The organism is Achromobacter kerstersii (assembly GCF_902859595.1).
Classification (GTDB): Bacteria; Pseudomonadota; Gammaproteobacteria; order Burkholderiales; family Burkholderiaceae_B; genus Achromobacter; species Achromobacter kerstersii.
In genome coordinates, this window is record NZ_CADIJQ010000001.1 from 1,419,484 (window position 1) to 1,446,279 (window position 26,796).

Annotated in this window: 22 protein-coding genes; 14 read left to right on the forward strand and 8 right to left on the reverse strand. The window is 65.9% G+C overall.

Features of this window, described 5'->3' with window-relative positions; translation table 11 throughout:
- The first annotated feature begins 51 nt into the window (after window positions 1–51).
- From HV765_RS06255 to HV765_RS06270, 4 genes are all read left to right on the forward strand, one after another.
- Window positions 52–297 carry a ParD-like family protein gene (locus tag HV765_RS06255; protein ID WP_054421473.1) on the forward strand — a complete coding sequence of 82 codons (246 nt, stop codon included), beginning with the start codon at window positions 52–54 and terminating at the stop codon, window positions 295–297.
- Window positions 298–1,089 (forward strand): type I methionyl aminopeptidase, encoded by a 792-nt coding sequence (gene map, locus HV765_RS06260; RefSeq protein ID WP_054421470.1) that lies wholly within the window; start codon window positions 298–300, stop codon window positions 1,087–1,089.
- A 113-nt stretch (window positions 1,090–1,202) separates the two neighbouring features.
- On the forward strand, window positions 1,203–2,423 hold the full coding sequence (locus HV765_RS06265; protein WP_175169125.1) for an MFS transporter: 1,221 nt from the start codon (window positions 1,203–1,205) through the stop codon (window positions 2,421–2,423).
- 285 nt (window positions 2,424–2,708) lie between these two features.
- Window positions 2,709–3,341 (forward strand): glutathione S-transferase family protein, encoded by a 633-nt coding sequence (locus HV765_RS06270; RefSeq protein ID WP_175169126.1) that lies wholly within the window; start codon window positions 2,709–2,711, stop codon window positions 3,339–3,341.
- Window positions 3,342–3,370: 29 nt separating this feature from the next.
- On the opposite strand, the gene sodC is transcribed toward HV765_RS06270, so the two are convergent.
- The 5 genes from sodC to HV765_RS06295 form a co-directional block, all read right to left on the reverse strand.
- The gene (gene sodC, locus HV765_RS06275) at window positions 3,371–3,895 is read right to left on the reverse strand and encodes a superoxide dismutase family protein (RefSeq protein WP_175169127.1); all 525 of its coding nucleotides are present in this window, start codon (window positions 3,893–3,895) and stop codon (window positions 3,371–3,373) included.
- Between the two features lie 146 nt (window positions 3,896–4,041).
- Window positions 4,042–5,286 (reverse strand): DUF445 domain-containing protein, encoded by a 1,245-nt coding sequence (locus HV765_RS06280; RefSeq protein ID WP_175169534.1) that lies wholly within the window; start codon window positions 5,284–5,286, stop codon window positions 4,042–4,044.
- 225 nt (window positions 5,287–5,511) lie between these two features.
- The gene (locus HV765_RS06285; protein WP_175169128.1) at window positions 5,512–6,825 is read right to left on the reverse strand and encodes a cation:proton antiporter; all 1,314 of its coding nucleotides are present in this window, start codon (window positions 6,823–6,825) and stop codon (window positions 5,512–5,514) included.
- 39 nt (window positions 6,826–6,864) lie between these two features.
- Entirely contained in the window at window positions 6,865–8,148 is a 1,284-nt protein-coding gene (locus tag HV765_RS06290; protein WP_175169129.1) for an AI-2E family transporter, read from the reverse strand.
- A gap of 91 nt (window positions 8,149–8,239) precedes the next feature.
- Window positions 8,240–9,169: a LysR family transcriptional regulator gene (locus tag HV765_RS06295; protein WP_175169130.1), complete on the reverse strand. Its 930-nt coding sequence runs from the start codon at window positions 9,167–9,169 to the stop codon at window positions 8,240–8,242.
- Between the two features lie 195 nt (window positions 9,170–9,364).
- Between HV765_RS06295 and HV765_RS06300 the strand changes: the two genes are divergently transcribed.
- Genes HV765_RS06300 through HV765_RS06325 form a run of 6 tightly spaced genes read left to right on the forward strand, consistent with a single transcriptional unit; the run spans window position 9,365 to window position 18,076 of the window.
- Window positions 9,365–11,512: a 3-hydroxyacyl-CoA dehydrogenase NAD-binding domain-containing protein gene (locus HV765_RS06300; RefSeq protein WP_175169131.1), complete on the forward strand. Its 2,148-nt coding sequence runs from the start codon at window positions 9,365–9,367 to the stop codon at window positions 11,510–11,512.
- Between the two features lie 42 nt (window positions 11,513–11,554).
- Window positions 11,555–12,736, forward strand: a complete 1,182-nt coding sequence (locus HV765_RS06305; RefSeq protein ID WP_175169132.1) for an acetyl-CoA C-acyltransferase — start codon at window positions 11,555–11,557, stop codon at window positions 12,734–12,736.
- An 8-nt stretch (window positions 12,737–12,744) separates the two neighbouring features.
- Window positions 12,745–13,941 carry an acyl-CoA dehydrogenase family protein gene (locus tag HV765_RS06310; protein WP_175169133.1) on the forward strand — a complete coding sequence of 399 codons (1,197 nt, stop codon included), beginning with the start codon at window positions 12,745–12,747 and terminating at the stop codon, window positions 13,939–13,941.
- Between the two features lie 9 nt (window positions 13,942–13,950).
- Entirely contained in the window at window positions 13,951–15,084 is a 1,134-nt protein-coding gene (locus HV765_RS06315; RefSeq protein ID WP_175169134.1) for an acyl-CoA dehydrogenase family protein, read from the forward strand.
- 16 nt (window positions 15,085–15,100) lie between these two features.
- Window positions 15,101–17,047: an acyl-CoA synthetase gene (locus HV765_RS06320; RefSeq protein ID WP_175169135.1), complete on the forward strand. Its 1,947-nt coding sequence runs from the start codon at window positions 15,101–15,103 to the stop codon at window positions 17,045–17,047.
- A 42-nt stretch (window positions 17,048–17,089) separates the two neighbouring features.
- On the forward strand, window positions 17,090–18,076 hold the full coding sequence (locus tag HV765_RS06325) for a tripartite tricarboxylate transporter substrate binding protein (protein ID WP_054421458.1): 987 nt from the start codon (window positions 17,090–17,092) through the stop codon (window positions 18,074–18,076).
- A 90-nt stretch (window positions 18,077–18,166) separates the two neighbouring features.
- Here the strand turns inward: HV765_RS06325 and HV765_RS06330 are convergent, their stop codons facing one another.
- Window positions 18,167–19,078: a LysR family transcriptional regulator gene (locus HV765_RS06330; RefSeq protein WP_175169136.1), complete on the reverse strand. Its 912-nt coding sequence runs from the start codon at window positions 19,076–19,078 to the stop codon at window positions 18,167–18,169.
- A gap of 185 nt (window positions 19,079–19,263) precedes the next feature.
- Between HV765_RS06330 and HV765_RS06335 the strand changes: the two genes are divergently transcribed.
- The 3 genes from HV765_RS06335 to HV765_RS06345 all read left to right on the forward strand — a co-directional run bounded on the left by HV765_RS06335 (window position 19,264) and on the right by HV765_RS06345 (window position 22,593).
- Window positions 19,264–20,244 (forward strand): Bug family tripartite tricarboxylate transporter substrate binding protein, encoded by a 981-nt coding sequence (locus HV765_RS06335; protein WP_175169137.1) that lies wholly within the window; start codon window positions 19,264–19,266, stop codon window positions 20,242–20,244.
- Window positions 20,245–20,373: 129 nt separating this feature from the next.
- Window positions 20,374–21,777, forward strand: coding sequence for a M20/M25/M40 family metallo-hydrolase (locus HV765_RS06340; protein ID WP_175169138.1), 1,404 nt, complete (start codon window positions 20,374–20,376; stop codon window positions 21,775–21,777).
- 129 nt (window positions 21,778–21,906) lie between these two features.
- Window positions 21,907–22,593 carry a GntR family transcriptional regulator gene (locus HV765_RS06345; protein WP_054421454.1) on the forward strand — a complete coding sequence of 229 codons (687 nt, stop codon included), beginning with the start codon at window positions 21,907–21,909 and terminating at the stop codon, window positions 22,591–22,593.
- Window positions 22,594–22,703: 110 nt separating this feature from the next.
- Here HV765_RS06345 and HV765_RS06350 read toward each other — a convergent pair whose 3' ends face one another.
- Complete coding sequence (locus HV765_RS06350; RefSeq protein WP_175169139.1) at window positions 22,704–23,573, reverse strand: LysR family transcriptional regulator; 870 nt, start codon at window positions 23,571–23,573, stop codon at window positions 22,704–22,706.
- Between the two features lie 149 nt (window positions 23,574–23,722).
- On the opposite strand from HV765_RS06350, the gene HV765_RS06355 reads away from it, so the two are divergent.
- Window positions 23,723–25,399, forward strand: a complete 1,677-nt coding sequence (locus tag HV765_RS06355) for an MFS transporter (RefSeq protein WP_276529714.1) — start codon at window positions 23,723–23,725, stop codon at window positions 25,397–25,399.
- Window positions 25,400–25,432: 33 nt separating this feature from the next.
- On the opposite strand, the gene HV765_RS06360 is transcribed toward HV765_RS06355, so the two are convergent.
- The gene (locus HV765_RS06360) at window positions 25,433–26,716 is read right to left on the reverse strand and encodes a cystathionine gamma-synthase family protein (protein ID WP_054421452.1); all 1,284 of its coding nucleotides are present in this window, start codon (window positions 26,714–26,716) and stop codon (window positions 25,433–25,435) included.
- Window positions 26,717–26,796: the final 80 nt, after the last annotated feature.

Genomic DNA, 26,796 nt, shown 5'->3' on the forward strand with positions numbered 1-26,796 from the left:
TCTGGGATTACCATACGATTCATATACAAACCATATACGGATCATTCCCTCATGGGCCTCGTCAAAGTCTCTGAGCAGATGCACGAAAATCTGCGCGTCGCCAGCGGCGCACTCAGCCGCTCGATCAATTCCCAAGCTGAACACTGGATGCGCATCGGCATGCTGTCCGAGCTCTATCCCGAACTGCGCCACGCGGACATCTGCCAATTGCTGATCCGCATCGAACAGGCGGAAGGCTTCACCATTGCGTCCTTGTCCCGGCGCTTGCCGGACGGCGTCCAGCAGGAGGCCGCGTAAATGGCAAGAAAGGTTTCCATTAAATCCGCCGCCGATATCGAAATGGCCCGCAAGGCCGGCGCGATGGCGGCGGAAGTGCTGCATATGATTGGCGAACACGTGCGCCCCGGTGTCACCACCGATGAGCTCGACCGCATCTGCAACGAATACATCGTGAACGTGCTGAAGGCCATTCCGGCCAACGTCGGCTATCACGGCTTTCCGAAGACCATCTGCGCGTCGGTCAACCACGTCATCTGCCACGGCATTCCGTCTTCCAAGGTGCTGAAGAACGGCGACATCCTGAACATCGACGTGGCCGTCATCAAAGACGGCTGGTTCGGCGACACCAGCCGCATGTACTACGTGGGCCAGCCCAGCCAGTTGGCGCGCCGCCTGGTCAACACCACGTACGAAGCCACGCGCGCCGGCATCATGGCGGTGAAACCCGGCGCCACGCTGGGCGACATCGGCCACGCCATTCAAACGGTGGCGCATCGCGAACACTTTTCCATCGTGCGCGAATACTGCGGCCACGGCATTGGCCAGATCTATCACGACGAACCGCAAGTGCTGCACTACGGCCGCCCGGGCGAAGGCCTGGTCTTGCAACCCGGCATGATGTTCACGATTGAACCGATGATCAACGCCGGCAAGCCCGCCACCAAGCAGTTGCCGGACGGCTGGACGGTGGTCACGAAAGACCGCTCGCTGTCGGCGCAATGGGAACACATGGTCGTCGTAACGGAAACCGGCTACGAAGTGCTGACGCCCTGGCCCGACGGCTACGGCGACTACCCCGCCATTCCCTGACCGGCCGATTCAACGCTTCCACCCTTGCCCATGGCAAGGACCGGAGTGCGGGTAAGCAAGGGCACGATCATGATCGTGCCCTTGTTGTTTTCGAGCGCCTGATGGCGTTGCCCATGTCTGCCCTGCCCTCTGCCTTCCGCCGTTTGGCCGCCTCGAATCTGGCCGCTCAGTTTTCCGAACAAATGGCGCTGGCGGCCGCGCCCCTGGTTGCCGTGCTGGCGCTGGACGCCACCGCTGCGCAAACGGGCTATCTGCAAACGGCGCAGACCTTGCCCTTTCTGTTGCTGTCCCTGCCTGCTGGCGTGCTGGCCGACCGCATGTCGCGCCGCGCGCTGATGACGGCGGCCGAGTGCGTGCGCGCGTGCAGCTTGCTGGCGTTGCTGGCGCTGCTTTGGCTGGGCGGACTCAGCCTGGCGTGGCTGGCGGCACTGGGATTTCTAGGTGCGGTGGGCACGGTGGCCTATAACGTCGCCGCCCCGGCGCTGGTGCCGCGCCTGGTGCCTGCCCGCGAACTCGCCAGCGCCAACCGCTGGCTGGAACTGGCGCGCAGCTGCGCGTTTTCCGCGGGGCCGGCCGCAGGCGGCGCGCTGGTGGGCTGGATGGGTGCGCCGACGGCGTATGTGCTGGCCACCACGTTGTCGCTATTAGCCGCGGTGCTGCTTGCCGGTTTGCCGCAGGACGCGCCCACGTCCACGGCCCGCCGCGATGTGTTGGCCGAGCTGCGCGCCGGGGCCGCCTTTGTCGTCGCGCACCCGCTGTTGCGGCCAGTGCTGATCACCGCAGTGTTCTTCAACACCGCCTGGTTCGTGCTCCAGGCCGTGTACGTGGTGTATGCGATTGAACGGCTGGGGTTGTCGGCGGCGGGGGTGGGCATCACGCTGGGCGTGTATGGCGCCGGCATGCTGGCGGGCGCGCTGGCCGCGCCCTGGCTCGCGCGCCGGCTGTCGTTCGGCGCGATGATCGCGCTGGGGCCGCTGTCGGCGCTTGTGGCCAGCGCCATTTTGCTGTCGACCTTGGCCTATGCGTCCGGCCCATGGGCCGCGGTGGGGTTCTTTCTGTTTGGCGCCGGGCCGATTCTATGGACCATCACCACCACCACGCTGCGCCAGGCGGTGACGCCGAATGCGCTGCTGGGCCGCGTGTCGGCAGTGATCCTGACCGCGACGTTCGGCGCGCGGCCCGTGGGCGCGCTGATCGGCGCAACGCTGGCGGCGCGCGTCAGCCTGGACGCCTGCCTATGGGTGTCCACGGCCGGGTTCCTGGTGCAATTTCTGGTGTTGTTCGCGTCACCCGTGCTGCGATTGCGCAGCCAGCCGGATGCGGTGGGAGTTTGAGCGGTGGGAGTTTGAGCGGTGGGAGTTTGAGCGGTGGGGGTTGCGCGGATGGGGTTTGAGTGGATGGGTTTGAGCGGATGGGGTTTGAGCGGATGGGGTTTGAGCGGATGGGGTTTGAGCGGAGGGGCTATGCGCGGATGGAATTTGCGCGAAGGCGGTTATAGCTGCCAAGGCCTTGCTCCCGCCCTGCGCTGTTACCCCCGGCGCGGCCGCGATCTGTATCTGGCGGCTCGGCTTTCACGCCGCTAGACTGGCGCAAATTTCCTCTCTACCTGCCGCTGCAAGATGCTGAAAATACTAGGCAAGGCCTCATCCATCAATGTGCGCAAAGTGTTGTGGGCCTGCGCCGAACTACGCTTGCCGTTCACGCGGGAAGACTGGGGCGCTGGCTTTCAGCCGACGAGCGACCCCGCCTTTCTGGCGTTGAATCCCAACGCCATGGTGCCCGTCATTCAAGACGGCGATTTCGTGCTATGGGAATCGAACAGCATCATCCGCTACCTGTGCGCGCAATATGACGGGCAGCCTCTTTACCCCGCCGAACCAAAACTGCGCGCGCGTATCGACCAGTGGATAGACTGGCAGGCGACCGATCTGAACCGGTCCTGGAGTTACGCCTTCATGGCGCTGGCGCGGCAATCGCCCGCGCATAGGGATGCGGCCAGCATCGAGGCATCGTGCCAGAGCTGGTCGCACACCATGGGCATCCTGGAGCAACAACTGGCGCGCACCGGCGCGTATGTGGCGGGCCAGGATTTCACGCTGGCGGACATTCCCATCGGCTTGTCCGTCAACCGTTGGTTCTGCACGCCTTTCGGGGAATTCTCTAAGCCCGCCCTGCCCGCCGTCATGGCCTACTACGACCGGCTTGCCGCCCGCGAGGGCTACCGGCTGTACGGCCGCAACGGCACGGCCTGACGACGCCGGCAGGTCTGACGTAAACCGGCTTACTTCACCACGCCGCACACCAGACGGCCGCCTCCGCCGCCCAACGGCGCGGGCGTGTCGCTGTAGTTGTCGCCGCCCACGTGCACCATCACCGCGTGCTTCTTCACGTCGGCCAGCTTCAAATGCGGCGCAACGACCGCTTTCTTGGCGGTGCCATCGGCCGCCACCACGATGAACGGCAGGTCGCCCTGGTGCCCATCGGTGGCCATCGGCCCCTTGTGCGCCTTAGTGCCCTTGGGGTCCAGGTGGCCGCCCGCAGCGCCGCCCGGGGCCATCTGGTTATTCACCATGCCCGGCATGCACGAATCCTTTTCATGGACGTGAAAGCCGTGCTCGCCCGGCGGCAGGCCCTTCAGGTTCGGCGTAATCTGCAAGCCGCCCTTGGTGTCCTTCAGTGAAATCGTGCCGGCGCTCTTGCCCAGGCCGTCGGCCGTCACGAACGTCATGGTGACGTTTTCGGCAAGCGCAGCGCTGGACGCGCCTGCGAGTGCCAGCGTCGCAACTAGCATCGAGATTTTCTTCATGAAGTGCCTCCTGGAATCATGCACACAAGGTGCGGATGCCCGGCCGGGCGAACCGCGCCGCCCTGGCCCATGGCGCAGAAAACAATAGCACCGGGGCGGCAGAAACAGCCAGCAATCTTCATTCCTGATACAAGCGGGCAGGCTTGTTAACGATTCACCAGCAGCACCAGCGCGTGCAGCGCCACGCCGATCAGCCCGCCCACCAGCGTGCCATTGAAGCGGATGTATTGCAGGTCGCGGCCCACGCTCAGTTCCAGTTCGTCGACCAGATGGCGTTCATCCCAGTTTTTCACCGTGCGCGAAATATGTTCGGTCACGCCAATGCGCAGCCGGCCGGTCAGCCGGCGCGCACTGCCCAGCACATGGTTGTTGATGGCGTCGCGCAGGCTCGGGTCTTCGCCCAGCTTGCGGCCCAGCGCCAGCAAGGCGCTTTCCAGATGGCGGGCCAGCGCGGAATCTTCGTCGGACAGATCGCGCCGCAATGCAGCATGAATGTCGTCCCACAGGCCTTGCACGTATTCCTGCACCTTGGGATGGTCGATGGCGCGTTGCTTCAAGTCTTCTACTTGCGCCGACAAGGCCGGATCGCTTTTCAGGCGTTCGATGTAGTTCAGCACCCAGGCCTCGTAGTCGCGCCGCACCGGGTGATCGGGTTCGGACAGCACGTCGCGCACTTCCTGCACCAGCGCCAGCGCAAGGCGGTCCGCCAGGTTGTCGGCGATGCCGTCCACCGACTTGATCACGTCCACCGCCGCGATGATGCGCGGCCATTCCTTGCGCGCAAACTTCACCAGCAGCGTCGACGCGCGTTCTTTCACGTCGTCTTCGCCCAGATATCCGCCCAGGCGTTCCATGGCCGCATCCAGCAATTCCTGATGCCGCCCGTCGCGCGTCAAAAGCCCCAGAATTTCGCCCACGGTGCCGGCCGCATCCCAGCGCCGCAGATTCTTCACAACGAATTCCTGGATGACGCCGCGAACCGCTTGCTCATCCAGCATGTCCAGCGTCTGCAAGGCCACGCGGCGCGCGCCATCGCTTAGCGCATGCGCCTGCTTGGGGCGCACCAGCCAGCGCGACAGGCGTGCGGCCGGGTCGAAGACGCGCAGCTTTTCCATCAGCGTGTCCGGGTCCAGAAAGTGATCGCGAACGAACACGGCCAGGTTGTCGCCGATGCGGTCTTTGTTGCTGGGGATGATGGCCGTGTGCGGAATGGGCAGGCCCATGGGCCGGCGAAACAGCGCCACCACGGCGAACCAGTCAGCCAGCGCGCCCACCGTTGCCGCTTCGCAAAACGCCCGCACCCACGCCCATGCGCCCTGTCCGCCCATGACGTGGCTGGTGATAAAGCCGCAAACCATGGCCACCAGCAACGCCAGCGCGGCAATTTTCATGCGCCGCAATTGCGTGCGGCGCACGTCGGACGCCAAGGTCGAATGGTGGATGGCAGAAGTGGAAGGCGGCGGAACGGTACGGGCAGAGTCGGGCATGAAATATCCGGCGAGGCGATGCGTCAGCATAACAACAGGCGAGGCGGATCGGCGTAAGAGAAGACGCGCGGACGGTGCGATTGAAATGCGCCCATCCCCCCGACCCCAGGCGCTTGCCGCGCCGGGCCATTACGGCGCACGCGCACCGTGATAGCGCCGCAGCAAGGGTTGCGCCGACACGCCATGCACCAGCACCGACCCCACAATGGCCGCCAGCAGCACCGGCGCCAGGCTCTGCGTCACGCCGCGCGGCGCTTGCTCCATGGCCAGCAGCAGGTAATAGAACGTGCCGACGCCACGGATGCCCAGCCAACCCGCCAGCCCGCGTTGGCGCCTGTCCAGCGTGGACCCCGCCAGCGACAGCAGCACGCTCGCCGGCCGCACCGCCATGAACAACACGGCGATGACGACAAGCGGCATCACGCCCAGCAGGTCGCGCCAGCACGCCGACACCACGCAGCCGATGATCAGCATCAACGCCAGTTCCACAAAGCGTTCCAGCCCGACCGAAATCGCCATCATCGATTCAGCCAGATGCGCGTGCGCCAGCTTGGGGTCTTGCGCGCTTTCCTCCTGTTTAGCGGGCGTCACGTCCTCAACCGCGGCGCGCGGGTTCTGGCTGCCGCCGGTTGCGCGCAGCTCTTGCTGACGCAAGGCCACGCCCGCGCAGAACACCGCCAGAAAGCCGTAGCCATGCGCCAGCAGCGTGGCGCCGTAGCACAACGCAATCAGGCCCAACGCCAGAAATTCATCCACCCCCAGCGCATTGCCAAAGCGGATGCGCAACATGGCGATCAGGCGTTCACTGAGCGTGCCCATCAGCCAGCCAATGGCAATGGCCACGGCCACGCCCCAGACGAGTTCGGCGGCCAATGTCCAGGGGTGCAGCAAGCCATCCGGCCCGGCATTGCACAAGGCAATGCCCAGCACCACAAAGGGAAAGGCCGCCCCATCGTTCGCCCCGCCCTCGCCCGACAAGGCAAAGCGCAGCGGGTCGTCGTCGCCAGCTTCCAGCGGCCGCAGTTCATTGGCCAGCACCGGGTCGGTGGGCGCCAACGCCGCCGCCAGCAGCACTGCCGGCCCCAGCGCCAGGCCCCAGCCGGCCATGCCCAGCACCGTCATCATGCCGATCGTCAGCAACATGGCGGGCGCAGCCAGCCGCAGCGGCAGGCGCCACAGCGTGTGTCCGCACGCCACGCGCAGGTGCATGCCGATGGCGAACAGCGATACCGGCAGCGCGGCTTCGGTGATCAGCCGCAGCGCATGGCGGTCGTCGTACACGTCCAAGGTCAGCAGGCCCAGGCCTGCCGGGCCGATCAGGAAGCCGACAGCCAGGTAGATCATGGCGCCCGTCATCGGCAGCGCGTCGATGAAACGCTTGGCCAGCGCCATCAGCGCGAACAGCGCGCCGATCAGCAGGAACCAGACCGCTTCGATATTCACGTTCACGCTCCGTACGCGATCAAGCCGGATCGCCGCGCCCTACTCGCCCAGAAACTCCGACACCGCCTCCAGCCCTTCGATGTGGTCCGCCACCACCTTCGCGATGAACGCAATGGGCACCGACAGCAGCGTGCCCCAGATGCCCCACAGCCAGGTGAACAGCAACAGCATCATGAACACCGCCACCGCGTTCATGCGGGCGATGCGGCCAGACATCCAGGTCGTGACCACCACGCCGATCAAAAGCGCAATGGCGACCGAACTACCCGCCACCGCCAGCGCCGGCCCGAGCTCGCCGAACTGCACCAGCGCGGCAATGCCAGTGGCCACCGCCGTCAGCAGCGGGCCGAAGTACGGAATGATGTGCAGCGCGCCAGCCACCACGGCCCAGGTGGCGGCGTTTTCCAGGCCCAACAGCCGAAACACCCCCCACGACAACAGGCCCAGCACCAGGTTTGTCACCAGCATCATCGCCATGTAGCGGTGAATGGCGCTGTTGATCTGGTCCAGCATGTGCACGCTGATTTTTTTCTGCGACAAGGTCTTGCCCGCCACTTTCACGAACTTGCGCTTGAACGCGTTGCCGGACAACAGCAGGAAAAACACCAGGAACACGCCCATGGTCGCCTGGCCCAGAAAGGCGGCCAGGCCCTTGGAGCCCCACAGCAGGATGTCGCTAAGACCCGAATCGGACTTGGCCACGACCACTTGCCGGCCCGGCGCAATGCCGCCAGTGTCTTGCAGCACGCTGGCCGCGCCTTTGACGCGTTCCATGATCGAGCCATCCCCGCTGGTAAAGCCGCTAAGCGTGCGAGACAACTTCGCAGAGATTTCAGGCAGCGCCTGCACGATGGAGCCCACCTGGCTTTGCGTGGCGTAGACCAGCCCGGTCAGGCCAATAGCCATCACCCCCATCAACACCAGAATGCCCACGGCACGCGGCAAGCGGGCGCGCTCCATCAGCGTGACGGCGGGGTCCAGCGCATAGGCCACGACAATCGCCATCACCACCGGCACGATGAATTCCTGCGCGAGCTTCAACGAAAACAGCACGGCCAGCACCGTCAGCGTGGTCAGGCAGGCGCCGCGCGCCCACACGTGCGTGACGTTGGGCGCAATATCGGGGATCAAGCCGACGTCTTGCGCGGTGACTTTGTCTTCCTTGCCCGCCTCGTCGTTGGACGCGTCCTTGCCCGCCTCGTCGTTGGACGCGTCTTCGTGCACCACGGCGTTGGCCGCCTGGTCCTTCGCGGCCTGTTCCTTGCGCGCGGACGCACGGCTGCCGGCGTCCTCCCCGTGTGGCGTCAAGACCGCCGGCGTCATGCTTTCCATCCTGCCCTCGCATTGAATTGTTCAATGCGCCCAGCAAGTCTCGTTCCCGGCTCGGCCAGCCGCCCGCTATTCGCCGCCCCCGTCAGCCCGCCACGGCCAGCAACCCCGCCTGGCCTTCATGCCCGCGCTGGGCGCGTTCCAGAATGAACTCGATCATCATCGAAATGGCGCGCGGATGATGGCGGTTCGGCATGTACAGCATGTACATGCCGCGCCCGAAGATGCTTAAACGCCATTCCGACAGCATCGGCAGCAGTTCGCCGCGCGCAATGTCATCGTGCACCACGTAGTCAGGCACCACGCCCACGCCCAGCCCGGCCCGGATCGCGTCCCGCAGGAACGCGTAGTTGCGCGAGATGACGGTGGGTTCCAGCACCACATGCTGCCGGGGCTGGCCGCCGTAGTAGGCCGACAGCCGCAAGGGCCGGCCAATGACGGCGGCGCTGATGATCCGGGTTTGCGCCAGATCTTCGGGCCGTTGCGCCAGCCCGTGCGCATCGGCATACGCCGGGGACGCGCAAGCCACATAGCGCACCTGCCCCAGCTCGCGCGCCACCAGATTCTGTGGCGGCTCGGACATGATGCGCACGGCAATATCGACTTCATCGCGCAGCAGGTCGTCCACGCTGTTCTCAAACAGTACGTCCAGCACGATGTCGGGATACGCCTGCTTGAACTCCAGCAGCCACGGCGTCATCACGAATTGCCCATAGCCGCTGGGCACGCTTAAGCGCACCCGGCCTTGCGGCGTCTTGCCCAGGGTTTCCACGGACTCGCGGGCGGCGACCAGTTCGTCTTGAATGCTGCGGCCATGCTGATACAGCTTCAGGCCGATTTCGGTGGCTTCGATGTGGCGCGTCGTGCGCCGCACCAACTGCATCCCCACCGATCGCTCCAGCTGATTCAGGTGATAGCTGACATTGGCGCGCGTCATTTTCAGCCGGCGCGCGGCCTCGCTCAAATTGCCGGCATCCAGAATTTCCACCAGCAAAGTCAGGGATTTGGTGTCCATGGGGGTCTCCTTGGGCGTGATTGTCAAATTTTCTTATCCGCCGTGTCAATTCTTGATGGCATTGTCAAGAGTTCTTTACTGGGAAAGAATAAAGAAATAAGAGCTGGAAGAAAAAAGCTGGAAGAAATAAGAGATGAGCCGTTCCCGGCTCGCCAGGCGCCGCGACGGCGGCCGCCCAACAGGAGACACGCATTCATGACCGACAGCAGCACTGCCGGCGCCGCACACGCGCGCCGTGAAGACGACATCCTGGTCATTACCCTGGACCACCCTCCCGTCAATGCGCTCAGCGCCGATGTGCGCCGCGATCTGGCCCACGCCATCGACGCCGCGCAATCCGACCCGCAAGTGCGCGCCATTCTGCTCGTCGGCGCAGGCAAGAACTTCATCGCGGGCGCCGACATCCGCGAATTCGGCAAACCGCCCAAGCCCCCCGCCCTGCCCGACGTGTGCAATCAGATCGAAGCCAGCGCCAAGCCCGTCGTGGCCGTGCTGCACGGCGCGGCGCTGGGCGGCGGGCTGGAAGTGGCGCTGGCCGCGCACTACCGCGTGGCCTTGCCCAGCGCCAAGCTGGGCTTGCCTGAAGTGAACCTGGGCTTGCTGCCCGGCGCGGGCGGCACGCAGCGCACGCCCCGGCTGATTGGCGCTGCCGCCGCGCTGGACCTGATGCTGTCGGGCAAGCACCTGTCGGCCAACGCGGCAGTGAAGGCCGGCTTGGTCGACACGCTGGCCGATGGCGAAGGTGATGGCGACAGCGCACTGGCCGCTGGCCTGGCCTACACCCGGCAGTTGCTCGCGCAAGGCGCAGGCCCGCGCCGCAGCCGCGACGCCACGGCCGCGTTGGCCGACAAGGCCACCGCGCTGGCGCAAGCCGCGGCGGCCGGCGAACACGTCGCCAAAACGCTGCGCGGCCTGTATTCGCCCGCGAAGATCGTCGAAGCCGTGCGCGCCGCCATCGAACAACCGTTTGACGAAGGCTTGCGCACCGAACGCGCGCTGTTCCTGCAATGCCTGGACAGCCCGCAACGCGCAGGCCTCGTGCATGCCTTTTTTGCGGAACGCGAAACCACCAAGATCCCCGAACTGAAAGCAGCGCGGCCGCGCCGGCTGGACACGATCGGCGTGGTGGGCGGCGGCACGATGGGCGCGGGCATCGCCGTGTCGGTGCTGGACGCGGGGCTGCCGGTGGTGATGGTTGAACAGGACGACGCGGCGTTGGAACGTGGCCGCGGGCGCGTGGCTCAGGTGTACGACCTGCTCGTCAAGAAAGGCCGCATCACGCAGGAAGAGCGCGACGCCCGGCTGTCGCGGCTGACGGGCGCCACTTCCTACGACGCCCTGGACAACGCCGACCTGATCATCGAAGCCGTGTTCGAAGACATGGACGTGAAGCTGGCCGTCTTCGCGCAACTGGACCGGGTGGCCAAACCCGGCGCGGTGCTCGCCACCAACACGTCTTACCTGGACGTGAACCGCATCGCCTCGGCCACGCGCGGGCCGGCCGATGTGCTGGGCCTGCACTTCTTCTCGCCCGCCAACATCATGAAGTTGCTGGAGATCGTGGTGGGCGAACACACGTCGCCCGAAACGGTGGCCACCGGTTTCGAGCTGGCGCGTAAGCTGCGCAAGACGCCCGTGCGGGCGGGCGTATGCGACGGCTTTATCGGCAACCGCATCCTTGCCGTGCATCGCCAGGCGGCAGACATGATGATGGAAGACGGCGCATCGCCCTACGACATCGACGCAGCGGTGCGCGAATTCGGCTACCCCATGGGTCCGTATCAAATGGCGGACTTGGCGGGCGGCGACATCGGCTGGGCCACGCGCAAGCGCCGCGCCGCCACGCGCGACCCGGCATTGCGCTACGTGCAAATTCCCGACCGCCTGTGCGAACGCGGCTGGTTCGGCCAAAAGACCGGCCGGGGCTTTTATCTGTATGCCGATGGCGCACGCGTTGGCACGCCCGACCCGGAAGTGCTGGCCATCATCGACGAAGAACGCCGCCGCGCGGGCGTCACGCCGCGCCCGTTCACGCAGGAAGACATCCAGCGCCGCTATCTGGCCGCCATGATCAACGAAGCCGCCAACGTGCTGCACCAGGGCATTGCGCTGCGCCCGTCGGACGTGGACGTGGTGTTTCTGTCCGGCTACGGCTTTCCGCGCTATCGCGGCGGCCCGATGCACTACGCCGACAGCGTGGGCCTGGACCGCGTGCTGGCCGACATCCGCAGCTACGCGAAGGAAGACCCGGCGTTCTGGAAACCGTCGCCGCTGCTCGTGCAGCTGGCCGAATCCGGCCGCAACTTCGCCAGCCTGAATCAGGCTGCAACTTCGCCAGCTTGAACCAGGCTGCCTGATCCCACCTTTTCATTACCGGACATCCTCATGCGCGAAGCCGTTATCGTCTCTACCGCCCGCACCCCCATCACCAAGGCGGGGCGCGGCGAATTCAACCTGATCGCCGGCCCCACGCTGGCCGGCCACGCCGTGCGCGCCGCCGTTGACCGCGCCGGCATAGACCCCGCCCTGATCGAAGACGCCTTCATCGGCTGCGGCTACCCCGAAGGCGCCACGGGCCGCAACATCGGCCGCCAGGCCGTCATCCGCGCCGGCCTGCCGGTGAGCGTCGGCGGCGCCACCATCAACCGTTATTGCGCGTCGGGCCTGCAAGCCATTGCGTCCGCCGCCAGCCGCATCGTGATGGACGGCGCGCCCGCCGTCATCGCGGGCGGCGTTGAGCTGGTCTCGCAAATCCGCACCCGCGACGATGGCGTCAGCGGCATGGACCCGTGGATACTCGCCAACAAACCCGAGCTCTATCTGCCGATGATCGAAACGGCGGACATCGTGGCCGCCCGCTACGGCATCAGCCGCGAAGCGCAAGACCGCTTCGCAGCGCTTAGCCAGGCCCGCACCGAAGCCGCCCAAGCCGCCGGCCGCTACCGCGAAGAGATCATCGCCGTCACCACCACCATGTCCGTCACTGACCGCGCCACCGGTGCCGTCAGCGAGCGCGAAGTCACGGTCGACAAAGACACCTGCAACCGCCCCGGCACCACCTACGAGGCCCTGGCGGGCCTTGCCCCGGTACGCGGCGAGGGCCAGTTCGTCACGGCGGGCAATGCCTCGCAGCTGTCAGACGGCGCGGCGGCCTGCGTGCTGATGGAAGCCGCCGAAGCCCAACGCGCCGGCATCCGCCCGCTGGGCGCGTTCCGTGGCCTGGCCATCGCCGGATGCGAACCCGACGAAATGGGCATCGGCCCCGTCTACGCCGTGCCCAAGCTGCTGGCGCGCCACGGCTTGAAGGTCGAAGACATCGACCTCTGGGAATTGAACGAAGCGTTTGCGTCGCAAGCCCTGTATTGCCAGGAAAAGCTGGGCATCCCCCTGGACCGCCTGAACGTGGACGGCGGCTCCATTGCGCTGGGCCATCCGTTTGGCGTGACCGGCGCGCGCCTGGCAGGCCATGTGCTGATCGAAGGCCGCCGCCGTGGCGCCCGCTATGCCGTCGTCACGATGTGCATCGGCGGCGGCATGGGCGCAGCCGGCCTGTTTGAAATCTACTAAGGACCGACATGGACTTGGAATTCACCCCTGAAGAAAACGCCTTCCGCGACGAAGTGCGCGCCTTCCTGGCGGCCAAGCTGCCGTCGCGCCTGTCTGACAAGGTCGCGCAAGGCAAGCTGCTGACGCGTGACGACATGGTCGAATGGCACGCCATCCTGAACCAGCACGGCTGGCTGGCCAGCCACTGGCCCGTGGAATACGGCGGCACCGGCTGGACCACCACGCAGAAATACATCTTCGACAACGAATGCGCGATGGCCGCCGCGCCCCGCGTCGTGCCCTTCGGGCTGAGCATGCTGGGCCCGGTGCTGATCAAGTACGGCAACGAAGCGCAGCGCAGCCACTGGCTGCCGCGCATTCTGGACGGCAGCGACTGGTGGTGCCAGGGCTATTCCGAACCCGGCGCGGGTTCCGACCTGGCCTCCGTCAAGACCACCGCCGTGCGCGATGGCGATAGCTACATCGTCAACGGCCAGAAAACCTGGACCACGCTGGGCCAGTACGCCAACATGATTTTCTGCCTGGTGCGGACCTCGCAAGAAGGCCGGCGCCAGGAAGGCATCAGCTTCCTGCTGGTCGACATGAACAGCCCGGGCGTGGAAGTGCGCCCGATCATCACGCTGGACGGCGAACACGAAGTCAACGAAGTGTTCTTCTCGGACGTGCGCGTACCGGTTGAAAACCTGGTGGGCGAAGAGAACCGCGGCTGGACTTGCGCCAAGTACCTGCTGACCTATGAACGCACCAACATCGCGGGCGTGGGCCAGTCCACCGCCGCCTTGGAACGCCTGAAGGCCGTGGCCGCCAAGCAGAAAAAGCATGGCCGCCCGCTGGCCGAAGATCCGGATTTTGCGGCCCGCATGGCGCGCGTCGAAATCGAACTGGCCAACATGCGCACCACCAATCTGCGCGTGGTGGCGGCTGTGGCGGGCGGCGGCGCGCCCGGCGCGGAAAGCTCGATGCTGAAGATACGCGGCACGCAGATCCGCCAGGAAATCACGGCGCTGCAACGCCGCGCCATGGGGCCGTACGCGCGCCCCTTCGTGCCGGAAGCGCTGCACGATGGCTACGACGCCCCGCCCATCGGGCCGGAAGGCGCCGAGAGCGCCGCCGCGCAGTACTTCAACAGCCGCAAGCTGTCGATCTTCGGCGGCTCCAATGAAATCCAGAAGAACATCATCTCGAAGATGATCCTGGGACTGTAAGGGCCGGCCATGAACTTTGAACACACCGAAGACCGGCGCATGCTGTCAGACATGCTGCGCCGCTTTGTCAGCGAGCAATACGACTTCGCCACCCGCGAACGCCACGCGCAATCGCCGCAAGGCTACAGCGTGGAATTCTGGCGCCGCTATGCCGAACTCGGCGCCATCGGCGCCTTGTTTACCGAAGCCGATGGCGGGCTGGGCGGCGCGGGCTTTGATATCTCGGTCGTCTTTGAGGCGCTGGGCCGGGGGCTGGTGGTCGAACCCTTCCTGGACGCGCTGATGGTCGGCAGCGCCATTGCCGCCGCCGGCACACCCGCGCAACGCGAAGCGCTGGACGGCTTGATCGCAGGCGGCATTACCGCCGCGCTGGCGCAGGGCGAACCCGATTCCGGCTACGACCTGAACCAGGTGCGCACGCGCGCCGAACGCGCAGGCGACGGTTGGGTGATCAACGGCGCCAAGGCCGTCGTCACGGCGGGCGAACATGCCGACTTGTTCCTGGTGTCTGCCCGCAGCGCTGGCGCGGAAGACGACGAAGCCGGCGTCAGCCTGTTCCTGGTCAGCGCCGGCACGCCGGGCCTGTCGGTGCGCGGCTACGGCCTGATCGACGGCGGACGCGCCGCTGAACTCACGTTCGATAACGTCAAGCTTGGCCCTGACACGCTTTTGGGCGAGGCCGGCGCGGGCTACTCCGTGCTGGAACGCGCCGTGGGCCGGGGCATCCTGGCGCTGTGCTCGGAAGCCGTGGGCGCAATGGATTGCGCGCGCGACGCCACGCTGGAATACCTGCGCACGCGCCGCCAGTTCGGCACGCCCATCGGCAGCTTCCAGGCCTTGCAACACCGCATGGCAGACGTGCTGCTGGAAATCGAACAAGCGCGATCCGCCGTCATCAACGCCGCCGCCGCCCTTGACCACCCTGACCGCGCCACCCGCGAACGCGCGCTGTCCGCCGCCAAGACCACCATCGGCCGCATCGGCACGCTGGTGGCCGAAGAAAGCATCCAGCTGCACGGCGGCATCGGCATGACGTGGGAGCTGCCGCTGGCGCATTACGCCAAGCGCCTTGTCATGATCGACCACCAACTGGGCGACGAAGACCACCACCTGCGCCGCTACATCGCGCTGGGGCAGGCGTAAGCGGAGGGCTACGGACATGACGCTGGTCTACGCCGCCCCGCCCTTGTCGCGCCCGTTCTCGGCGCCGTTCCCGGTGCGCAGCGCCGCCGACGTGCAGCGGCTGGCTGCGCGCCCCTTGGCGGAAACGCTGACGGTGCAAAGCACTTACGAGATCTTCCGCAATTCCGCCGCCGCCTTTGGCGACAAGACCGCGCTGACCTTTCTGCGCACGGCCGACCCCGCTGACGACGCGCTGCACTGGAGCTACCGCGAACTGCTGGCGGGCATCCACCAGACCGCCAATCTGTTGCACGACCTGGGCGTGCGCGCGGGCGACGCCATCGGCGTGATGCTGCCCGGCTGTCTGGAATATCACCTGGCGTTGTGGGGCGGTGAAGCCGCTGGCATCGTCCAGCCGCTGAACCCGCTGCTGTCGGAAGACAAGCTCGCGTCGCTGATGACGACCGCGCGCGCCAAGGTGCTGATCGCCTATGGCTCGGACGCCGAATGCGGCACGTGGTCCAAAGCCTTGCGGCTGCGCGAGCGCGTGCCCACCTTGCAGACCTTGCTGCGCGTGGCCCCGCTGGACGAACCGCTGTCGGAACGCCCTGCGCTGCCCGACTACGCGCTGGACTTCAACGCCAACCGTTCGGCGCAACCGGCCGACCGCCTGGTCAGCGAACGCGTGATCCGCGCAAGCGACATCGCCGCGTACTTTCACACGGGCGGCACGACGGGCGCCCCCAAGCTTGCCATACACACCCACGCCAACCAGGTGTTCACGGCCTGGGCTGCGGTGCAATTGCAAAACGCCGGGCCTGACGACGTGGTCATCAACGGCTACCCCTTGTTCCATGTGGCGGGCGTACTGCCCGCCTCGCTAGCCGCGTTGTCAGCGGGCGTGGAAACCGTCATCCCCACCACCTTGCTGCTGCGCAACCGCGACGTGCTGCGCAACTACTGGCGGCTGGTTGAGAAGCACCGCGCGACGTCCTTGCAAGGCGTGCCGACCATTCTGGCGGCGCTGGCCGACATCCCGCTGGCGGGCGCCGATATCTCGACGCTGCGCTACTGCCGCACGGGCGCCGCGCCCTTGCCCGCCGAATTGGCCGCGCGCTTCAAGCGCCTGTTCGGGCTGCATGTGAACGAAAGCCTGGGCATGACCGAAATGGCGGGCATTTCGTCGATCACCCCGCCCGGCTCGGAATTCCCCGTGAACTGCGTGGGCTACCCCTTGCCCTATGTGCAGGTGCGCATCGTCGGCCTGGACATCCCGGCGGGCGAAGCCGCGCGTGACTTGCCCGCTGGCACGGCGGGCATGGTGCTGTTCAAGGCGCCGAACGTGATCCCGGGCTTTCTCGACCCCGACGACACCGCGCGCGCCTTCACCGAAGACGGCTGGCTGATCAGCGGCGACGTCGGTTTCCTGGACGCCGAAGGCCGGCTGCATTTGCAGGGCCGCGCCAAGGACCTGATCATTCGCGGCGGCCACAACATCGATCCCAAGACCATCGAAGACGCGTTGGCGTCGCACCCCGCCGTGCAACTGTGCGCCGCCGTCGGCGCGCCGGACGCGTATGCGGGCGAGCTGCCCGTGGCGTTCGTGACGCTGGCAGAAGGCGCGCAGGCAACCGAAGCCGAACTCGTCGCCTATGCCGCCGCGCACGTGGACGAAGGGCCGGCGCGGCCCAAGCGCGTCATCGTGCTGGACGCGATGCCCATGACCAACGTGGGCAAGATCTACAAACCTGATTTGCGCCGCCTGGCCACCGCTGTATCGGTACAGGCCGTGGTGGCGCGCACCCTGCACGCGGCCGGGCTTCTCGAAGACAGCGATGTCTTCCGAGTGCTGGCCGATGCGCAACCGGATGTCGCCGTCGAAGCGGCGCCGGGTGCATCCGCGCCGCTGAAGGAGCAGCTGCGCGAGGCTTTGTCGCGCTTGCCGGTGAAGGTCGCGTTACGCGACGCGCCGGCAGCCGAATGACGTTTCAACACCAACCATAACAACACCCTGGAGACAACCATCATGCCCAAGATGCCTATGCGCCGCGCCTGCCTGGGCGCCCTGCTGCTGGCCGCCGCAGGCGCCGCCCTACCGCTGTCCGCCAGCGCGCAAGCCGCGTTTCCCACCAAACCCATCACGCTGATCGTGCCCTTCCCCGCAGGCGGTTCCACCGACCGCCACCTGCGCATCGTGGCGCAGGACGCGTCCAAATACCTGGGCCAGCCGGTCATCGTGGAAAACCGTCCCGGTGCGGGCGGCACGCTAGGCACGGCCACCATGGCGCGCACCGCCAAGCCCGACGGCTACACCATCGCGCTCTACACGCTGGCCATGCTACGCATGCCCTACATGCAGAAAAGCAGCTGGGACCCGATCAACGATTTCAGCTTCATCATCGGCTTGTCCGGCTACACCTTCGGCTTCACCGTGCGCTCGGACTCGCCGTACAAGACCTTCAATGAATACATCGAAGCGGCACGCAAGGCGCCGGGCACGATCGACTACGGCTCTACCGGCATCGGCTCGTCGCCGCACTTGCTGATCGAAGAAATCGCCATCAACGCCAAGGTCAAGCTGAACCACGTGCCGTTCAAGGGCAACGCCGACATGCAGCAAGCGCTGCTGGGCGGCCACGTCATGGCGCAAAGCGACGCAACGGGTTGGGATCAGTTTGTAGACTCCGGCAAGATGCGCCTGCTGGTCACCTTCGGCGACAAGCGCACCACGCGCTGGCCCGACGTGCCCACCGCGCAAGAGCTTGGCTACAAGGTTGTGTCTACGTCGCCTTATGGCTTGGCCGGCCCCAAGGGCATGGACCCGGCCGTCGTGAAGACGCTGCACGATGCGTTCAAGAAAGCGCTGTTCGACCCGGCCAGCATCGACGTCATGAACCAGCTGAACCAGCAGCCGGCGTACCGCAACAGCCAGGACTACAAGGAATGGGCGCAGGCGACGTACGTGAAGGAAAAGGGGCTGATTGAGTATCTGGGGCTGATGGCGAAGGACTAAGGCGGGGATGAGCCGGGGCTGAGGCGGAGGCTAAAGCGGAGGCTGAGGCGGAAGCTAAAGCGGAGGCTAAAGCAGAGGCTAAGGCGGAAGCTAAAGCGGGGACTCGCCCGCCGCTTGCTGAATGGTCTGGAAGCAGACTTCCCGCGTGATGCGCGTGGCCGGGCTGATGCTGCGGCCACGCAAGGTCACGAAAGCAAAGTGCGCCTGGATATCGAAGCCAGGTGGTGGCGGCAGGCGCACCAGCCTGCCGGCATCAGCCTGCGTGCGCGCCGAGGCCAGCACGCCCAGGAAGACGGCGTCCGAGCGTTCGACGATATCGAACAGGTAGGAAATGTCTTCGCACTCCATGTGCAATTCAAAGCCGGCGGGTGCGGCGGCGGCGGCCAGCCGGCGGCGGATTTCTGGGCTGAGGCCGGTGGACACGACGGGGTAACGCAAGACGTCGGTCAGCGCAGCCTGGCGTGACGCCAGCAAGGGATGGCCCGGCCGGCACACGAAGCCCGAGGCCAGCGCGGGCATCGGGGCCACCTCCAGGTCTTCTTCGTTGTCCAGCGTGCGGATGTGCACGATCAAGGCGTCCAGCACGCGCTCACGCAGGCTCACCAACAACGATTCCGTTGGCCCGCGTGACAGCTTCACACGCAGCTTCGGATACTGATCCAGCAGATGCTGCATCACAGGCACGCTCAGCAATGCGCTGGGCGCCGCCCCCAGCCCCAGCCGGATCGCGCCTGTTTCGCCCTGGGCCAGCATCTCGGCTTCGCGGCGAATTTCTTCCACTTCCGCCAGCACGCGACGCGCCCGCTGCCCCACCAAACGGCCCAGCGGCGTGGGCTCGTTGCGCTTGCCGATGCGGTCCACCAGCGACGCGCCCAGCTCGCCTTCCAGCAACTGGATGCTGCGGCTGAACGCCGGTTGCGACAAGTGCAGCGATTCGGCGGCCCGGGTGAACGACCCGGTTTCCAGCAGCGCCAACAGGTGCGCAAGTTGCGACAAGTTCATGGTGCTTGGCGTCCTTGTAGTCAAAACGCGTCTGCAAATCGCGTGCAAAACGCGCTTGCGAAGACCGCTTGAATAACCCAATCATGCAAAAAACGCATTGTAATCAGCCAATCAATCGATTGGACAGATGAAACGGCGGCTTCTAGCATCCCTTCCAGCACTCGGATCTATCAAAGGGGAATGCCATGAAAAAGAATCTGATGACCGCCGCCGTTGCGTTGTTGACGGCCTTGAGCCTGCCCGCCCCCACCTACGCGCAGGCTTATCCCGCCCGCCCCGTCTCGCTGCTGGTGCCTTACCCGGCGGGCGCGGCCAGCGACATCACGGCGCGCGCCGTGCAAGGGCCGATTTCACAGGCGCTAGGCGCGCAGGTGGTGGTTGAAAACCTGGGCGGCGCCAATGGCGCGCTGGGCGCCAACCGCGTGTTGAACGCCAAGCCCGACGGCTATCTGCTCTTTCAGGGTTCGCCCAACGAGTTGATTCTGGCGGGGCTGACGAACAAGGCCGTAACGTACAAGCCCGAAGACTTTCAGTTTGTGGCGCCCGTGGCCACCTCGCCCTACGTGGTGGTGACGCGCGCCGATCTGGGCGCGGCCAATGTCGACGAGCTGATCGCCATGGCCCGCCAGCGCCACGTGCCGCTGACCTATGGCTCGGGCGGCGCGGGCTCGATGATTCACCTGATCACGGCGGCGCTGGCTGCTCGCACCGGCATCACGCTGACGCACATCCCGTATCGCGGCGGCGCGCCGCTGATCACGGACATGGCTGGCGGCCAGATCGACTTCGCCATCATGCCGTACCAAGCCAACTACGAAGACCTGCGCCGGGAAGGCCGGCTGAAGATCATCGGCACGCTGAACCGCGAACGGCTGGCGGCGTTGCCCGATGTGCCCAGCGTGCAGGAAAGCACGACGCTCAAAGACTTCAACTACACCATCTGGACGGCGTATCTGGTCAAGCAAGGCACGCCCGCCGACGTGGTGCAGAAACTGCATGCCGCCGTGCAGGCCTCGCTGCGCGACCCCGCCGCGCGCAAGACGTTGGAAGCGCAGGGCAAGATTCTGTTCGCGCCCCAGACGCTGGCCGAAGGCCAGGCGTTCTACGCCCAGCAGACCGCCGAGCTGGCCGAGCTGGTGCAGCGCAGCGGCTTTCGCGGCGAGTGAGTTCGCAATCGTCCTCCCCGCGCTGCGCCAAGCGCTTCTCCACGCGCATCTCCTCGCGCTTCTCCTCGCGCTTCTCCGCGCGCATCTCCTCGCGCCCCTCCCCGCCCTTTTCCCCCACAGGAAACTTCAATGACCGATCCCCTTGACCCGGTGTTGACCCACCTGGCCGCCCGCCAGCCGCAGATCGAAGCGTGGCTGAAAACCTTTCTGCGCATTCCCAGCGTCAGCGCCGACCCGGCCTACGCCGGCTCCATGGAAGACGCCCGCCGCTTTCTGTGCGAGAGGCTGCGCGCGGAAGGCCTGCAACAGGTGCAGTTGCTGGATGGCGGCGGCGAAGCCGCGGTGTATGGCGAATGGATGGGCGCGCCCGGCCGGCCCACGTTGCTGATTTATGGCCACTACGACGTCCAGCCCGCCGACCCCGTCGAACTCTGGCGCACGCCCCCCTTTGAACCCACGCAAGACGGCGACCGCCTCTACGGGCGCGGCACGTCTGATGTCAAAGGGTCCACCACGGTGGCGCTGGAAGTGGTGTTCGCCTACCTGGCGACGCTGCGCGCTTGCCCGGTCAACATCAAGGTCTTCATCGAAGGCGAAGAGGAAACAGGCAGCCCCACTCTGCGCCCGTTGATTGACCGCTACCGCAGCCTGCTGACGGCAGACGCCGTGCTGTCCGCCGACGGCGGCCGCGCCAGCGCCCAGACGCCCACCATCAACACTGGCGCGCGCGGACATGCGGCGCTGGAAATCAAGCTGCGGACCGCCGCCAAAGACCTGCATTCCGGCCGTTATGGCGGCGGCGTCCGGAACGCACTGCATGAGATGGCGACCCTGCTGGCCTCGCTGCACGCAGACGACGGCAGCGTCGCCGTGGCGGGTTTTCACGACGGCGCCGAACCGCCCACGCCCCGCCAGCGCCAGGACACCGCCGCCTTTCCCTATGACGAAGCCGCCTTCTTTACCGATGTGGGCGGCGCGTCCCATGGCGAGCCCGGCCACCGCCCGCGCGAACGCATCACCTTGCGCCCCGCGCTGGACGTGAACGGCATGTGGGGCGGCTACACCGGCGCAGGCACCAAGACCATCATCCCGTGTGAAGCCCAGGCCAAACTGACCGTGCGGATCGTCGAAGGCCAGGACCCGGCACACGTGATTCAGTCGGTGCTGACGCATCTGCAACGCCATTGCCCGGCCGGCGTCGGCCTGGAGGTGGTGGCGATGAATGCCGGCTCGCCTGCCGCCACGCTTGCCGCCTGCCACCCCTTGGTGACGGCCGCCGAAGCCGTGCTGCAATCGCCCGGCGGCCCCAAGCCGATTCATGTGCGGCTAGGCGCCAGCGTGCCTATCACGTCTGTGTTCAAAGAGATGCTGGGCATCGACACCCTGATGTTTGGCTTCAATCTTCCCGACGAAGACGTGCATGCGCCCAACGAGTTCTTCCGGCTGTCGTCCATCCGGGATGGGGTGCAGGCGTGGACAAAGTTGCTGGATGCGCTGGGGCGTTTTGAGCCGGCGGCGTTTCACCGCAGCTAGGGCGCGGGGCAGGCAGGCCGGCTTGAATCCAAGATTTGTATTCAAAAAATGTTTGTCTTTCCTGTTCGGCTTTTTGATAGACTGGCTGCCCGATTGGTTTTTCCCTCCCGGCAGCCGCTGCCGCGCCCCATGACCCAGGAAGTTCAACCAGACCCCAGCGCCGACGATATCGCCCGCGAAGTGGCCGCCGCCATCGTGGCCCACAAGCTGCCCCCCGGCACCCGGCTACGCGAAGAAGCGCTGGCGCGCGTCTATAAGGTCAGCCGCACGAAGATCCGCGCGGCGTTGCTGATGCTGTCCAAAGACAAGCTGATCAACATCGTGCCCGACAAGGGCGCCTTCGTCAGCAAGCCGGACGCAAACGAAGCACGCGAGGTCTACGCCGTGCGCCGCATTCTGGAAGCGGCGCTGGCCAAGGAATTCGTGGCCCGCGCCACTGCCGCAGACTACCGCCGCATTGACGCCCATCTGGCCGAAGAACGCGCGGCGCTGGAAAGTGGCGACGTGCAGAAACGCAACCACCTGCTGGGCCATTTCCATATTCTGCTGGCGGAAGCCGTGGGCAATTCCGTGCTGACGGGCATGCTGCGCGAGCTGTCCGCGCGCAGCGCCGTCATCACCGTGCTGTACCAAAGCTCGCACGACGCCAGTTGCTCGTCGCAAGAGCACCACGCCTTCATCGAAGCCGCCCGCGCGGGCGATACGGAACGCGCCTGCGCGTTGATGGACGAACACCTGGAACACGTGCAGACGGCGCTGAACTTCACCGACGACAGCCAGGCGGGCGGCGATCTGGTCACCGCGTTGCTGAGCTGATCGCCCGCTTTCGTTGTCCTGCTTTCGTTGTCCTGCTTTCGTTGTCCTGCTTTCGTTGTCCCGCTTTCGTTGTCCCGCTTTCGTTGTCCCGTTTCAGTCTTCCTGATCCCTCACGCCCGCAGCAACTGCCCCATGCGCTGCTGCAACCAAAGCTCAGTGGCGCTGGGCGTTGCGCCTTGCAGCCATAGCGTTCGCACAGACAGCATCGGCAGCGCCAGGCCCGCGCACGGCACCCGCGCAAGCGTTGTGCGAAAGCTCTCGTACTCGGCAATGTTCAACGGCAGAATCGCCCAGCCCAGACCGTCGGCCACCATGCCGGCGATGCTGTAGAAGCTGTCGGTGCGCCATACCGTGGGGCTCAGCACCACGTCGTCCACCCCATCCATCTGCATCACCAGTTGCCGGTAATGCGCAAGGTCGGTACGCGTGACCTCGGCCAGCGCCGCCAACGGGTGCCGCGCCGCCACGAACACCGCTTGCGCCACATTGCCCAAGTACCGGTGCGCGAACGCGCTGCCCGGGTCGCCCCGGTCAAAATGAAAAGCGATGCTGGCGCGGCCTTGCTGCACGTAGTCGGCCACTTCGGTCGCGGTACCGTTCAGCTGCGTCAATTCCAGGGCGGGAAAGCGCTCGGCCAGCTCCCGCACCAGCGCGCCCAGCACCTGATACGGCAAGGCTTCATCCAGCGCAATCGACAGCCGCGCATCTTGCCCCGCCGCAAACGACAACGCCCGCTGGTCCAGCCCGCCTGCCTGGCGCAGCAGCTCGCGCGCCTCTTGCAGCAGCACTTCGCCCGCAGGGGTCAGCGTGGCGTTTCGGCGCGAGCGGTCGAACAATTCCACGCCCAAATCCGCTTCCAGCAAGCCCACCGAGGTGCTGACGGCCGACTGCGCTCGGCCCAGGCTGCGGGCAGCCGCCGAGAACGAACCGGCGTCCGCCGCCGCGACGAAATGCCGGATTTGATCCAGGGTCCATTGCATAAAGCCTCCTTTTATCCATCTATTTTATAGATGGAATCAAACTTTTTACGGCAACAAACCAGATAGATAATGCGGCCTTGCAACCGGTGGGCCTGCTGGAGAGCACATCTTCCAGCGCCCGCCGGTTGTGGAATTCAAGGAGTAGAACTATGCAGCGGACTCATTCGAACGCTGTCGCCACGGCCGATCCGCGCCGTTGGCTGGTGCTGGGCATTGTGTCCATCGCCTTGTTGTTGATCGTGGTGGACATGACGGTGCTGTACACCGCCCTGCCCCGTCTCACGCATGATTTGGGGGTCTCGGCGTCGGCCAAGCTGTGGATCGTGAACGTGTACGCCTTGGTGGTGTCCGGCCTGTTGCTGGGCATGGGCACCCTGGGCGACCGCCTGGGCCACAAGCGCCTGTTCATGATGGGGCTGGCCGTGTTCGGCGTGGCCTCGCTGGCTGCCGCCTATTCACCCGGCGCCGCCGCCTTGATCGCCGCGCGCGTGCTGCTGGCGTTGGGCGCGGCCATGATGATGCCGGCCACGCTGTCCATCATCCGCCTTACCTTCGCCAACGAGCGCGAACGCTCGGTGGCCATCGGCATCTGGGCCTCGGTCGCCTCGGGCGGCGCGGCGCTGGGGCCGGTCATTGGCGGCGTGCTGCTGGAGCATTTCTGGTGGGGTTCGGTGTTCCTCATCAACGTGCCCATCGTGCTGCTGGCGCTGCCGCTGGCCTGGCGCTTCATTCCCGCCAGCCGTCCGAACGCCGAACGCCCCTGGGACTTGGTGGGTTCGCTGCAAGTCATGGTGGGCCTGATCTTGTGCGCCTACGCGCTGAAAGAGCTGGGCAAAGCGACAACCTCTTGGCTGCATGCTGGTGTGGGCTGCGTGGCGGGCGTGGCGATGCTGACCTGGTTCGTGCGCCGCCAGCGCAGCCGCCCGTATCCGCTGATCGACTTTTCCATCTTCCGCAACGCCACCTTCAGTTCGGGCGTGGCCGCCGCGCTGTTTGCGGGCGCCGCCTTGTTCGGCATGGAGCTCGTATTCAGCCAGCGCCTGCAACTGGTGATGGGCATGTCGCCGATTGAAGCCGCGCTGTTCATCCTGCCCTTGCCGCTGGCCGCCTTCGTGGCGGGCCCGCTGGCGGGCTGGCTGCTGGGATACATACGTGGACCGCGCCTGATGTTCGTGGCGCTGGCCGTAGCGGGCGCCGGCATGGGCGGCTATCTGCTGAGCTATGACGGCAGCGTCATGCCGCAGATGATCAGCCTGAGCGTGCTGGGCGTGGGCATTGGCGCCACCATGACGGCGGCCTCCAGCTCCATCATGCAAAGCGCCACGCCGGAACGCGCGGGCATGGCGGCGTCAATTGAAGAGGTGTCTTACGAGCTGGGCGGCGCGTTGGGCGTCACGCTGATGGGCTCGATCCTGACCGGCGTCTACGCGCAAACGCTTGCCGTGCCAGAAGGCGTGGACGGCATCGTGCGCGACAGCCTGGACGACGCGCTGATCGTGGCGGAAAGCCTGCCAGCCGATCTGGCCGCCGCGCTGACGCATGTGGCCAAGACGGCATTCGACACCGGCTACGCCGCCGTCATCGCCACGGCGACGGTGATGCTGCTGGCCACCGCGGGGTTCGTGCTGCTGAACCGCTCACGGCAGCCGGCGCCGGGGTCGGGGTCGGGGTCGGCACAAAATCCGGCTTCGGCGGCGGCGTCGGCGGCGGCGGCGTCGGCTTCGGCGTCAGCTTCGGCTTCGGCTTCGGCTTCGGCTTCGGCTTCGGCTTCAGCGTCGGCTTCAGCGTCGGCTCCGGCTCCGGCTTCGGCTGTCACGTCAGCCTAGGCTTCCACCCCGGCCACATAAGCGCCGCGCCCGTCAGCGCCCGCGGAAGGCGTGGTCCATGTCGGCGATCAGGTCTTCCTCGTGCTCCAGCCCGATCGAGATGCGAATCAGCCCTTCTGACACGCCCGCCGCATCGCGCTCGGCCGCTGGCACGCCCGAGTGCGTGGTGGACGCCGGGTGGCACACCAGCGATTCCGTGCCGCCCAGGCTGACCGCCGACTTGAACAGATGCAACGCATTGATCAGGCGGAACGCGCGCTCGCGGCCGCCTTCCACCACGAAGGCGAACGTGGAACCCGGCCCCGTGCATTGCCGCTTGTAGACCTCTTGATACGTGCGGTCGGTGATCATCTCGGGGTGAAAGATCTGCACCTTTTCATACGGATTGCCGGCCAGCCACTGCGCCACCTTGGTCGCCGTGCGCGCCGCCTGCTTCATCCGCAGCACCACGGTTTCCATTGACCGCGTGATCATCCAGCACGAATGCGGGTCCAGCTGCGAGCCAAACGCGCTGCGGATACCGCGCACCTTCTTGATCAGCTCCTTCGAACCCGTGACTGCGCCCGCCACCAGGTCACTGTGGCCGCCCACATACTTCGTCAGCGAATAGACCGACAAGTCCACGCCGTGCTCGGCAGGCTTCTGGAAGATCGGGCCCAGCAGCGTGTTGTCGCACACCGAGACCGGGCGATAGCCGTGACGCGTCTCGAAGGCGTCCAGCTCGTTCTTCATGGCTTCGAAATCGATCAGCGCGTTGGTGGGGTTGGCGGGCGTTTCCACATAGAAAACGCGCACCGGGCCTTTGGCGGCGGCCGCTTCCAGCGCGGCGCGCATGTGTTTGGGCGACAAGCCATCCTGGATGGGATGCGAGCCAATCCCCCATTCCGGAAAGATCTTGGCAATCAGCGTTTCAGTGCCGCCATACAAGGGCAACGACTGCACCAGTTGATCGCCAGGGCGCAGGAACGCCATCAATACCGCGCTGATCGCCGCCATGCCGCTTGCCGTCACGGCGGCCGCTTCCGAACCATCCAGCAACGCCAGCCGGTCTTCAACGATTTCCAGGTTGGGATGGTTGAAACGGCTATACACCAGACCCGCCGTTTCGCCCTGCGGCAAGGGCTTGCGGCCCGACACCAGATCAAAGAATTCCGCGCCATCTTCGGCCGACCGGAACGCAAACGTCGACGTCAGGAATACCGGCGGCTTGACCGCGCCTTCCGACAGGAACGGGTCGTAGCCGTAAGACATCATCTGCGTTTCCGCATGCAGGGGCCGGCCGAAAATATCTTTCTTGTGATAAGTCGAATACGTCATGGTGTGCCTCTTTCTCTGGGGGTCCAGCCGATCGGGCAGGCGCGTCTCACAGGGTTTGACAATAGCGCCGGCCGCCTCGG

Excerpts from the sequence above, each read along its gene's own strand:
- HV765_RS06340 (WP_175169138.1), top strand. The coding sequence starts at position 20,374 with ATGACCGATCCCCTTGACCCGGTGTTGACCCACCTGGCCGCCCGCCAG.
- HV765_RS06350 (WP_175169139.1), bottom strand. The coding sequence starts at position 23,573 with ATGCAATGGACCCTGGATCAAATCCGGCATTTCGTCGCGGCGGCGGAC.
- HV765_RS06255 (WP_054421473.1), top strand. The coding sequence starts at position 52 with ATGGGCCTCGTCAAAGTCTCTGAGCAGATGCACGAAAATCTGCGCGTC.
- HV765_RS06360 (WP_054421452.1), bottom strand. The coding sequence starts at position 26,716 with ATGACGTATTCGACTTATCACAAGAAAGATATTTTCGGCCGGCCCCTG.
- HV765_RS06345 (WP_054421454.1), top strand. The coding sequence starts at position 21,907 with ATGACCCAGGAAGTTCAACCAGACCCCAGCGCCGACGATATCGCCCGC.
- HV765_RS06330 (WP_175169136.1), bottom strand. The coding sequence starts at position 19,078 with ATGAACTTGTCGCAACTTGCGCACCTGTTGGCGCTGCTGGAAACCGGG.
- HV765_RS06305 (WP_175169132.1), top strand. The coding sequence starts at position 11,555 with ATGCGCGAAGCCGTTATCGTCTCTACCGCCCGCACCCCCATCACCAAG.
- sodC (WP_175169127.1), bottom strand. The coding sequence starts at position 3,895 with ATGAAGAAAATCTCGATGCTAGTTGCGACGCTGGCACTCGCAGGCGCG.
- HV765_RS06335 (WP_175169137.1), top strand. The coding sequence starts at position 19,264 with ATGAAAAAGAATCTGATGACCGCCGCCGTTGCGTTGTTGACGGCCTTG.
- HV765_RS06280 (WP_175169534.1), bottom strand. The coding sequence starts at position 5,286 with ATGAAAATTGCCGCGCTGGCGTTGCTGGTGGCCATGGTTTGCGGCTTT.
- HV765_RS06290 (WP_175169129.1), bottom strand. The coding sequence starts at position 8,148 with ATGACGCCGGCGGTCTTGACGCCACACGGGGAGGACGCCGGCAGCCGT.
- HV765_RS06295 (WP_175169130.1), bottom strand. The coding sequence starts at position 9,169 with ATGGACACCAAATCCCTGACTTTGCTGGTGGAAATTCTGGATGCCGGC.
- map (WP_054421470.1), top strand. The coding sequence starts at position 298 with ATGGCAAGAAAGGTTTCCATTAAATCCGCCGCCGATATCGAAATGGCC.
- HV765_RS06310 (WP_175169133.1), top strand. The coding sequence starts at position 12,745 with ATGGACTTGGAATTCACCCCTGAAGAAAACGCCTTCCGCGACGAAGTG.
- HV765_RS06265 (WP_175169125.1), top strand. The coding sequence starts at position 1,203 with ATGTCTGCCCTGCCCTCTGCCTTCCGCCGTTTGGCCGCCTCGAATCTG.
- HV765_RS06315 (WP_175169134.1), top strand. The coding sequence starts at position 13,951 with ATGAACTTTGAACACACCGAAGACCGGCGCATGCTGTCAGACATGCTG.
- HV765_RS06320 (WP_175169135.1), top strand. The coding sequence starts at position 15,101 with ATGACGCTGGTCTACGCCGCCCCGCCCTTGTCGCGCCCGTTCTCGGCG.
- HV765_RS06355 (WP_276529714.1), top strand. The coding sequence starts at position 23,723 with ATGCAGCGGACTCATTCGAACGCTGTCGCCACGGCCGATCCGCGCCGT.
- HV765_RS06325 (WP_054421458.1), top strand. The coding sequence starts at position 17,090 with ATGCCCAAGATGCCTATGCGCCGCGCCTGCCTGGGCGCCCTGCTGCTG.
- HV765_RS06300 (WP_175169131.1), top strand. The coding sequence starts at position 9,365 with ATGACCGACAGCAGCACTGCCGGCGCCGCACACGCGCGCCGTGAAGAC.
- HV765_RS06270 (WP_175169126.1), top strand. The coding sequence starts at position 2,709 with ATGCTGAAAATACTAGGCAAGGCCTCATCCATCAATGTGCGCAAAGTG.